Annotated in this window: 12 protein-coding genes and 1 pseudogene; 9 read left to right on the top strand and 4 right to left on the bottom strand. The window is 65.7% G+C overall.

Annotated features, from left to right (window positions below):
• Nucleotides 1-206 precede the first annotated feature (206 nt).
• The 3 genes from ltrA (at nucleotide 207) to ACFLIM_RS49710 (ending at nucleotide 3838) form a co-directional block, all read left to right on the top strand.
• Nucleotides 207-1496 carry a group II intron reverse transcriptase/maturase gene (gene ltrA, locus ACFLIM_RS49720; RefSeq protein WP_393177857.1) on the top strand — a complete coding sequence of 430 codons (1290 nt, stop codon included), beginning with the start codon at nucleotides 207-209 and terminating at the stop codon, nucleotides 1494-1496.
• A 38-nt stretch (nucleotides 1497-1534) separates the two neighbouring features.
• Entirely contained in the window at nucleotides 1535-1837 is a 303-nt protein-coding gene (locus ACFLIM_RS49715; RefSeq protein WP_393177855.1) for a hypothetical protein, read from the top strand.
• A gap of 246 nt (nucleotides 1838-2083) precedes the next feature.
• Nucleotides 2084-3838 (top strand): DUF305 domain-containing protein, encoded by a 1755-nt coding sequence (locus ACFLIM_RS49710; protein WP_393177853.1) that lies wholly within the window; start codon nucleotides 2084-2086, stop codon nucleotides 3836-3838.
• A 63-nt stretch (nucleotides 3839-3901) separates the two neighbouring features.
• Here ACFLIM_RS49710 and ACFLIM_RS49705 read toward each other — a convergent pair whose 3' ends face one another.
• Nucleotides 3902-4216, bottom strand: coding sequence for a hypothetical protein (locus tag ACFLIM_RS49705; RefSeq protein ID WP_393177851.1), 315 nt, complete (start codon nucleotides 4214-4216; stop codon nucleotides 3902-3904).
• On the opposite strand from ACFLIM_RS49705, the gene ACFLIM_RS49700 reads away from it, so the two are divergent.
• Complete coding sequence (locus ACFLIM_RS49700) at nucleotides 4210-4413, top strand: HNH endonuclease (protein WP_393177850.1); 204 nt, start codon at nucleotides 4210-4212, stop codon at nucleotides 4411-4413. The genes ACFLIM_RS49705 and ACFLIM_RS49700 overlap by 7 nt on opposite strands.
• Before the next feature lie 137 nt (nucleotides 4414-4550).
• Here the strand turns inward: ACFLIM_RS49700 and ACFLIM_RS49695 are convergent, their stop codons facing one another.
• The 3 genes from ACFLIM_RS49695 to ACFLIM_RS49685 form a co-directional block, all read right to left on the bottom strand.
• Nucleotides 4551-4886 carry an integrase core domain-containing protein gene (locus ACFLIM_RS49695; protein WP_393177848.1) on the bottom strand — a complete coding sequence of 112 codons (336 nt, stop codon included), beginning with the start codon at nucleotides 4884-4886 and terminating at the stop codon, nucleotides 4551-4553.
• Nucleotides 4887-5168: 282 nt separating this feature from the next.
• Nucleotides 5169-6383, bottom strand: a complete 1215-nt coding sequence (locus ACFLIM_RS49690) for a S8 family peptidase (protein ID WP_393177846.1) — start codon at nucleotides 6381-6383, stop codon at nucleotides 5169-5171.
• Nucleotides 6384-6486: 103 nt separating this feature from the next.
• On the bottom strand, nucleotides 6487-6933 hold the full coding sequence (locus ACFLIM_RS49685; protein WP_393177844.1) for a hypothetical protein: 447 nt from the start codon (nucleotides 6931-6933) through the stop codon (nucleotides 6487-6489).
• Nucleotides 6934-7137: 204 nt separating this feature from the next.
• Here ACFLIM_RS49685 and ACFLIM_RS49680 point away from each other — a divergent pair, with 204 nt between their 5' ends.
• The 5 genes and pseudogenes from ACFLIM_RS49680 to ACFLIM_RS49660 form a co-directional block, all read left to right on the top strand.
• A complete protein-coding gene (locus ACFLIM_RS49680) occupies nucleotides 7138-7329 on the top strand; it encodes a hypothetical protein (RefSeq protein ID WP_393177842.1) in 192 nt (63 codons plus the stop codon).
• Nucleotides 7330-7522: 193 nt separating this feature from the next.
• Nucleotides 7523-7687 (top strand): helix-turn-helix domain-containing protein, encoded by a 165-nt coding sequence (locus tag ACFLIM_RS49675; protein WP_393177840.1) that lies wholly within the window; start codon nucleotides 7523-7525, stop codon nucleotides 7685-7687.
• Nucleotides 7684-7866, top strand: a complete 183-nt coding sequence (locus ACFLIM_RS49670; protein ID WP_393177838.1) for a hypothetical protein — start codon at nucleotides 7684-7686, stop codon at nucleotides 7864-7866. Before ACFLIM_RS49675 ends, ACFLIM_RS49670 begins: the two co-directional genes overlap by 4 nt.
• Nucleotides 7867-7920: 54 nt before the next feature.
• Nucleotides 7921-8631 carry a hypothetical protein gene (locus ACFLIM_RS49665; RefSeq protein ID WP_393177836.1) on the top strand — a complete coding sequence of 237 codons (711 nt, stop codon included), beginning with the start codon at nucleotides 7921-7923 and terminating at the stop codon, nucleotides 8629-8631.
• Between the two features lie 171 nt (nucleotides 8632-8802).
• Nucleotides 8803-9021: pseudogene (locus ACFLIM_RS49660) on the top strand (ISL3 family transposase); the annotation flags it as partial.
• Between the last annotated feature and the right edge of the window lie 159 nt (nucleotides 9022-9180).

The following is a 9180-nucleotide window of genomic DNA, read 5'->3' as shown; positions in this document are numbered from 1 at the left end:
TGTTTGCTCACTGGAAATGGGTCTCGGGTGCCTGGGGACCAGGATGACAAGAGCCGTGTAAGTCGAGAGGTTTACGCACGGATCTGTGGGAGCCGGGAGGGGAGGTTCCTCCCGGCTACCCGACCCCCTGTAATGGGGGTGGAGCGAAGGGGGCGGGTTGTCCTGATCTTGTTTGGTGGTCAACCGGAGTTCCCGGGAGGAGCCAGGTGAACGGATCAAGGCCGCAGGCCAAGGTCAAGTCGTTTGATATTCCTAAGTCGATGGTGTGGGAGGCATTTCAGCGGGTCAAGGTCAACAAGGGTGCACCCGGGGCGGACGGTGTGACGATCGAGCAATATGAGCAGAACCTTTCGGGGAACTTGTTCAAATTGTGGAATAGGATGTCGTCCGGCTCGTATTTCCCTCCGGCGGTGAAGGCTGTGGAGATCCCTAAGGCGGGCGGGAAGGGTATCCGCGTGCTCGGGGTGCCCACTGTTTCTGACCGTATCGCCCAGACGGTAGCTGCGATGTATCTGGAGCGGCGGGTGGAGCCAGTGTTCCATCCGGACTCCTATGGTTACCGGCCCAGGCGGTCGGCGTTGGATGCGGTGGAACAGTGCCGGCGGCGCTGTTGGCGGAGTAACTGGGTGGTCGATCTCGACATCCGGGCGTTCTTCGACAGCGTGGACCATGAGTTGATGCTCAAGGCCGTCGAGCGGCATATCGACGCGGACGGAAAATGGGTCCTTCTCTACGTCAGGCGGTGGCTGGTTGCGCCGCTGGCGAAGGCGGACGGATCGGTGCAGCAACGGGATCGCGGAACTCCTCAGGGGTCGGCGATTTCTCCCGTGCTGGCGAATCTGTATCTGCACTACGCGTTCGATGCGTGGCTGGTTCGGGAATTCCCGCAGGTCAACTTCGAACGGTACTGCGATGATGCGGTGATTCACTGCGGCAGCGAGGAGCAGGCCCGCCGCGTGCGGGACGCTCTCGCGCAGCGATTGGCGCAGGTCGGTCTGGAATTGCATCCGGACAAGTCGCGCATCGTCTACTGCAAGGACGCGGACCGGCGTGGCTCGTACGAACACACCTCGTTCACGTTCCTTGGGTATACGTTCCGGCCCCGGCTGGCCAAGAACCGGCACGGGAAGCACTTTGTGAGCTTCCTGCCCGCGGTCAGCAAGGAGGCAATCAAGGCGATGGGCAAGGAAATGCGTTCCTGGCGTATCGCCCAACGTAGTGACAAGTCGCTGATGGATCTTGCGCGGATGTTCAACAGCATCGTGCAAGGATGGATCAACTATTACGGGCGATTCTACAAGTCCATGTTGTATCCCCTCCTCCGGCGCATCAACAGAATGTTGGTGGGCTGGGCTTGCCAGAAGTACAAACGACTACGCCGCCGGGAGAAACGAGCGGGAGAACTGCTGGCGGGCACAGCCCGCCGGTATCCCAACATGTTCGCCCATTGGCGGTTCGGCCTCAAGCCTGATGGCTGGACGATGGGAGCCGTGTGAGCCGAGAGGCTCCCGCACGGTTCTGAGAGCGGCGGCGGGTGAGATTCCCGCCGCCGACTCACCTGGTGGTCTGCTGCTACTCCGAGCAAGAAGCCTACCGGGTCAAGCAGCGGCTGGCCGAGTGGCTGGAGCCGCGAGGGCTGGTCTTCAACGAGGACAAGACGAAGGTTGTCCACGCCGACGAAGGCTTTGACTTCCTGGGCTTCAACGCCCTCGCCTGTCCCGCCGATTCCGGCTCGGCCCCGGCCCTCCCCGGCGCGACCTTCCTGGTTCGGCGTCTTGTCGCGCCTGGTCCGGCCGGTCGGCTGTGTTCGCCAGGGCGGTCGATATTGACGTGCTAAGAATGGCGGGGGAGCGGCAGGTGGGGGTCATGGCTGTGCGAGAAGTGTTCTATCGTCGGCCGAATTCTCCACCGGGGATGGCAATTTCGCTTCCTATGCCGGGCGTTATGAGCGGTGCGGACGCGCGCCGGTGGAGCCGGTCACCGGACCCGCGTCCTGGCTGATAGCAGGGGAGCGGCCGGCGCGGATAGGACGAACCGTACGATGAGCTTTGGTACCACTTCCTGTGCCATACGGAGCTGAGACATGACGGCCATCCTCAAGAAACTCTGCGTTTACGGGACGACGGTCTCCTGCCTTTCCGGCCTGGCCGCGTGCGGAACGAGAGAGCAACACGCCTTGCCTTCGCACATAAACTCGGCATTCGCCCAGGAAATGATAAAAAGCATCGAGAAAATGCACAGGGACATGGCGGCGGCCCCCATGACCGGTGACCCGGGCCGGGACTTCGCCGCCATGACGATCCCGCACCATCAGGGCGCCGTGGACCTGGCGAAGGCCCTGCTGGCACAGCCGGGCGGCGACCCCGTCCTGCGGCGGCTGGCCCAGGAGATCGTCATCACCCAGGGGCAGGAGATCGCCCTCATGCGCCGCCGACTGGCCGCCTCGCCTCCGAGCGCCCCGTCACCCGCACCGCCGGGGGCGGAGCGGATCCCCGTCTCCGGCCAGGACCGGGTCTACACCGCGGACCAGACCTCGAACACCGTCTCCGTCATCGATCCCGCCACGAACCGCCTTCTTGGCGTCATCCGTCTCGGGGACACCGTGCCCGGCGCGCTGAGCCCGCTGTACAAGGGGCAGGTGCTCGTGCACGGCATGGGATTCTCGCCGGATCACCGTACCTTGTGCGTGGTCTCCATCGCCTCCAACTCGGTCACGCTCATCGACACGGCGACCAACCGGATCAAAGGCGTCGTCTATATCGGCCGCTCACCGCACGAGGCGTTCTTCACGCCCGACGGCAAGGAGGTCTGGGCCACCGTACGCGGTGAGGACTACGTCTCGGTGATCGACCCGGTGCGGATGCGGGAGACGCGCCGGGTCCGGACGGCCAACGGGCCGGGCATGGTGCTCTTCCATCCGAACGGGCGCTACGCCTACGTGCCGTCGAGCTTCACCCCGCAGGTGGACATCGTGGACACGCGGACGTACCAGGTCATCGCCCGGGTGCCGCAGGCGAGCCCGTTCTCGCCGAACCTGGCCGTGACCAGGGACGGCAAGGAGGTGTGGTTCACCCTCAAGGACTCCGGCAAGACGCAGGTGATGAGCGGCGAGCCGCCCTTCCGCGTCCTCGCCACCCTGGACACCGGCCCGATCACCAACCACGTCACCACCGTGGACAACGCCAACGGCCACTTCGCCTACGTGACGGTCGGCGGGGAGAACAAGGTGAAGGTCTACCGCCGGGGTGAGCGGCCGGTGCAGGTGGCCACGATCCCGGTCGGCGACCTGCCGCACGGGGTCTGGGGATCCGGCGACGGTACGCGCGTCTACGTCGGGCTGGAGAACCAGGACCGGGTGGCCGCCATCGACGCGCTCACCAACCGCGTCGTCGCCACCATCCCCATCGGTCAGCAGGCGCAGGCCCTCGTGTACGTACCGCGGGCGGTCCCTTCCGGCGACGGGAGGTCGAGCCTGGTGCCACTGGGCTGGGCGGGCAAGGCCGATCACCTGGTCATGACCGGACCCCAGCGCAACGGGCACGCCACGGTCTCCGTGAACGCGATGGGCCCGATGGACACGCTCCAGATCGCCGCCTCCGGCCTGGAACCCCGCAAGACCTACACCCTCTGGCTGGTGACGGAACGAACCGCGCCGTTCGGACACAAACAGCAACTGGCCAACTTCACCACGAACGTGGCCGGGGCACAGGTCGCGCAAGCGATCGGCCCGCTCCGCGAGATCCTGTCCCCCTCGAACGCCGCCCAGGACCGCCGCCGGTATCTCCTCCTGACCTTGACGGGCTCGGATGCCCCCGTTCTGACCCAGCGGACGCCGTGAGCCAGGACTTCGGGACGTTCACGGTGTACCGCTCGAATATTGAGTCTGTGGTCTGAGCTGCGGTTAAGCGGCGTGGTGGTATTCGTTGATCGTGCCTGCGACGACGCGTCTCGGGCCGAAGTGCTGGGCGATCCGCGCCCCGGCCATGAACATCCGCGTGGCCGAGGAGGTCATCTGCGGCCCGTTGTCGCTCACAGCGAGCAGCACCGGGAACTCGTCGTGGTCAGGCACCCGCCCGCCGCGCAACTCGGCCAGGAAGGCATCATCGTCGAGCAGATGCGCCTTGCCCAGCACGTGCAGAGCGCGGGTGTAGGCGGCCTCGACCTGCGTGGAAGTCTCCCCCGGCGACACGACGGTGGCCAGCCAGTACCGTGACACCACGTCTCTGCGAGTCCACGGAGGGGTTGGAAGTCCACCACATCCGCAAACTCGCCGATCTCAATCAGCCCGGACGCCGGGACAAACCCGCCCGGATGCATCTCATGGCCATGCGACGGCGCAAGACCCTGGTGATCTGCCGCCGCTGCCATGAGGACATCCACGCCGGGCGGGCCACCAAGCCCTACCCGAAATGATCACTGGAGAGCGGGGTGCGGGGAAAGCTCGCACGCCCCGTTCGGGAAGAGACCGACGGAAAAGGACCCGGCCAAGGGCACCTCGCCGACGGTCGACTTCACTCTGCGAGAGCCGGGGGCTGAGACGCCCCGGCTACTCACCAAGCGGCATGTAGGTATTCGTGGAGGACGCCGCCGAGCCGGTCTCGTCGGCGTATGTCGAGGTCGATGATTTTCGCGGAATCGGTGATGGGATCCGGGACGGCGCGTAGTGGAGCCGCCTGAGCCAGTGCTTGATGGGCTCGGTGTTGGTTGTAGAACTCCTCATACTCGCGCAGGGCATGTCGTAGGTGGCGTTCGTTCCAGAGCAGGCAGCGGTCGAGGAGTTCGTGGCGGCAGGACTGCGCCCACCGTTCCATGATCGAGTTCATGCGAGGTATGCGGACGCCGGTGAGCACCGTGTGGATACCGGCGTCGGTGAGGATCTCCTCCATAGGGCTGGGAACTTCCTGTCCCGGTCGCGGAGCAGGTGCTCAATAATGACCATCCAGATGTCGTATCGCCACAGCTCAAGAGGAGTCGCTGTGGTTTTGGAGCGCAACAGGCCAGTTCGTCCCAGGACCCGAGCGACGCAAACGTCTCCCGCGTGCGGGATCACGTCTGCGTCGCGCAGGTGCTCGGCCACGCCGGGCGGGCAGGACCGCCGGCGGCGTGGCGCGTGCGTGTCGGGCAGGGCCACTACTCTGACGTGGCTTTCATGCCCGCTCGGCGAACTGTCAGAAGGTGGCGACGTTGAGCAGTCGTTCCTTGACGCCGTCGGGGTCGTCGGAGGAGTTCCAGTCGGTCGTGCCGGCCGTCTGGAGAGCGGACTTCACGATGGCGGGGCTGGCCCCGGGGTGCGTGGCCTTGTAGAGGGCCGCACCGCCCGTGACGTGCGGGGTGGCCATGGAGGTGCCGGAGATCGTGTTGTACCCGCCTCCCTTCCAGGTGGACAGGATGCACACGCCAGGGGCGATGATGTCGACGTCCGCGCCGAAGTTGGAGAAGCTCGCGAAGGTGTCGTCGGCGTCGCTGCGGCAGGTGGCCGGGGCTCCGCCGCCTGGCAGGCCGTTGAAGTCGGCCAGCGCGCTGACGGTGATGACCTCGTCGTAGGCGGCCGGGGTGTGGTTGGCCGCGTTGTCGCTTTCGTTGCCCGCGGCGACGGCGTAGGTCACGCCCGCGGCGACTGAGGCGCAGATCGCCTTGTGCATGGCGTCGTTGTTGGTGTTGCCGCAGTTGCCGTCGTCGGCGCCGAGGCCGCCGAGGCTCATGTTGGCGACCTCGATCTCGCTCGCGTGCGCGGTGACGTAGTCGATGCCGCAGATGACGTCGGACCAGCTTCCGCTGCCGTTGTTGTTGAGCACCCGTACGGGCCAGACCCGGGCGCCTGGTGCCACGCCGACGACGCCGTCACCGTTGTCGAGGGCGCCGATGGTGCCGGCGACGTGGGTGCCGTGGCCGTTGCCGTCGTCCGCGCTACGGCCGGTGGAGCAGTTCTTCGCGCCGGCGGCGTAGACGTTCAGGTCGGGGTGGTCCAGGTCGATGCCGGTGTCGATGACGGCCACGTCGACGTTCACCCGCTGGTCGGAGCCGTTGATGCCTGCTGTGGGGCTGGCGTCGGCGTCGATCCGGTTGACTCCGGTGGGCAGTGTCTGCGCGCTGATGCTCACCTGGCCGTCGGGCTGGACCCAGCGGACCCGGGGATCCGCGGCCACCTGCTCGGCGGCTTTGGGGGTCATCTTCGCGGAGTACCCGTGAAGGGCGTGGCTGTAGACGCGGTTTGGTACGGCGCCCTTGTCGCGGGCGTGCTCGTTCGCGATGGACGGGGAGTCGGCGCTGTCCTGCAGTACCACGATGTAGCCGCGGTCAGGTTCGGCGCTGGCGCTCGCGGTTGGAATGAAGGGCGCGACGAGCGCGCCGGCGAACAAAACGGTGAGGAGGGGCTTTCGCACGGGGAGTTACTCCACTGTTGGGTTCGACAACAAGCCGATATTGACCCGCATTGTCATAATCACCTAGGTAAAGAGTTGATTACTGCCGCAAGCAGATCAGGCATTATCTGCCAGACGTCCGGCCGAGTACGTACTCGATCGCGTCGTCGACGGTGTGGGAGATCTTGACCAAGGCTGGCGTCGATCCCGAGCCACGGCGTACGGGCCGACCTGGCGCGGTCAAATCCTGAAGCTCCCGACTCGTTGCTGGACGCCCGGGCCGATGCGGGTAGGTCCAGGCCCGTCGCAGCAGACGACGATGCCATGCCAGCAATGTTGCCGGGGTGACCAGTCGATGAGTGCGCAGGACCGCCGGCGCCGATCGGGCCAGTGCCGCGAGAACGGCCCGATCGGCCCAGTCCGGCTTCGGGCGCGTGACCTGACGTCGCAGCACTGCCACTTCATGACGCAGCACCATGATTTCCGCGTTCTTCGACGCCTGGCTGCGGCCCAGTAACATCAGCCAGCCGAACACTCGCAGCGTTATGAGGTAGAGCAGGCGGACAAGCACAAGACGCGATCTTGTCTGTGGGGATGGGCCCCGTCAAACCACAGGTCAGAGCCATCGTGGCCGCGTTTTGACGCGGTACACGTCAAGACGCTGGAGGCCGAGCGGAGGCACTTCGGCAGCCTGCCGCTGACGGTCATCTCCAAGGCGCCATACCCAGCCCCAGGCACCTATTACTACGAGTATTTCGCCAGTAAGCCCCCAGATGTGCAGGAGCGCTACGCACGTGTGTGGGGCCGCGTGCAAGCCGACCTGGTCAGCCTGTCCGACAACAGCACGCTCATCGTCGCCGAACGGGCCGCGCACAACATTCAGGTCGACGAGCCCGAGCTGATCGCCAAGACCGTCACCGAGATGTGCGCCAAGGTGTGGGCGGCAGACCGGGGCAGGCGGTCCTGATCCGCACAAGCCCGGCGAGACCCAGAGGCAGAAGAACGGAGTGCTCAGATCCATCACCTGCCGTGATCCGCAAAAGGCTACCACCGTCGACGCGCCGAGGTCCTCGTCGGTGAACGTGGTGGCGCGGATGCTGTTCTTGTAGGCGCTGCGGAAGGCGCGTCGCGTCTCGGCCGACCAGGTGGAGGAGGCGTCGGTGACGCGCGGGCATCGTCTGGACCGGTTCGCGTTGTCGGCGATCGAGCGTGGCCGGCGCCGGGTGGATGTGGACGAGCTGGTGATCCTGGCAGACCTGCTCGATGTGGAGCCCGCGGCGTTGTTGGCGCCGGTGACGGTGCGGGTCGTTTTGGTGGCGGGATGATCTCGGACGTGGCGGCCGACGCCGTGGACGGGTGGGATCCTCAACTGGTACGAGAACGCCGTCCGGGTGCGGAGGAGACCGCCGCCCGGCCGACGACAGCCTGGATGGGCAATCAACGGTTCTCGCAGAAGCGGCAGTTGAACCAGAGCCCCACCCCGCACACTGCCCGCATTCGCTGATCTGCGCCGGATGGCAGAATGAAGCGCGACGTACGGCCCAGGGGAGTGGAACACGTGACAATGCTCTATTCCACAGTTTCGGATTTCTGCACCGTGTTCACCACCCACGACGACATCGGGACTGTCGCGTCGCTGATCGGTGCAGTCCCTCTGACGGTGGACTACCGGATGCCGGAGGCTTACAACGAGAGCACCGTCACCATCATGCGCTGGGGTGATGGGATCCTGGTCACACATCCCTACTACAGCGACCTATGTGCCCGCCAAGAGGCCATGAGGGCCCTGTCCCGCGATGGCCACCTGGCCGTCTGCGTGACTTGGGGAATCTCGATCGCTCCGTGGTCGAAAACCTACGCCAGGATGGATCCGTGGCGCTCGGCGGGGGCATTATTCGCGTACTTCGCCTACGCCGCCAACGGGAGACTGGAGGTCGGGTTCGACCCTGCCGACTTCGACAAGGCCGACCCGGCCGCCCGGTGCGGCTGGAATACCGGGGCGGTCGACGCCTACCTGCATGACCTGGACTTCAGCCCGCTCATGGTCGAGACACAGCAGCCGTCCGAGAGGGGTTCGGGACAGAGTCGGGGCGCCATTTCCCGGCACGAGGACGCCTGCATCACCATGCTGGAACGCATCGCCGGCGCTGCCTTTCCGGAGGATCACGAAAGGCCGGCCGGGCCTCATGTCGGCTTCACCATCGCCAGGCCGCTCCCGGTCATGAGTGTTGCCGAGGTCGCCCACTTCATGGGTCCACCGCTGAGTTGAGGCTCGCGTCGCCGGCTCCATGGAACCGATGAAGCCAGCGACGCCTCTCTTAGTCTAGTAATGCGGCTCTTCCGGGTTGAGGGTGTAGCTCTCGGCGCGTCGATCGCCGGGTGAGGGTCGAGGTCTTCCGATGATGGGAGTTCTCACACAGCCCGGCCGGAAGGCCTCGACGTGTTTGACGCTTCCTTCGTGCATCCTGATCTCGGCGCGTTTTGCCGCCTTGACGAGCTTGGTTTGGAGGTGGTGGGTCAGCGGCTCGAGCCCGATTGTGCGGTCCTGGCCTGTCGGGTCGAGCCGGGCGTGTTCGACCGGTGGTGCCGCCGTTGCGGATGCGTGGGAAGGCCGCGAGACACGGTGATCAGGCAGTTGGCGCACGAGCCGTTCGGGTGGAGCAATGCTTGAGATCTGTGGATCGACCGGGAAGGGTGTACCTTCCCGGTGATCGTTTGAGGTCTCACACGCATGCCGACGTTGGCCCGTCGGCTGGGAAGGCACACCCATGCTTACCGTAGTCCCTGATCCCGCCGACGACCGTCGCCTCACGGGTGA

This window comes from Nonomuraea marmarensis (assembly GCF_043197025.1).
Classification (GTDB): Bacteria; Actinomycetota; Actinomycetes; order Streptosporangiales; family Streptosporangiaceae; genus Nonomuraea; species Nonomuraea marmarensis.
The sequence above is the reverse complement of the archived record's forward strand: the minus strand, read 5'-3'. Positions and strand labels throughout refer to the sequence as shown.

Bases quoted from the DNA above. Each gene is read 5' to 3' on its own strand.
- ACFLIM_RS49710 (WP_393177853.1), top strand. From the start codon at position 2,084: ATGACGGCCATCCTCAAGAAACTCTGCGTTTACGGGACGACGGTCTCC.
- ACFLIM_RS49695 (WP_393177848.1), bottom strand. From the start codon at position 4,886: ATGGAGGAGATCCTCACCGACGCCGGTATCCACACGGTGCTCACCGGC.
- ACFLIM_RS49670 (WP_393177838.1), top strand. From the start codon at position 7,684: ATGATCTCGGACGTGGCGGCCGACGCCGTGGACGGGTGGGATCCTCAA.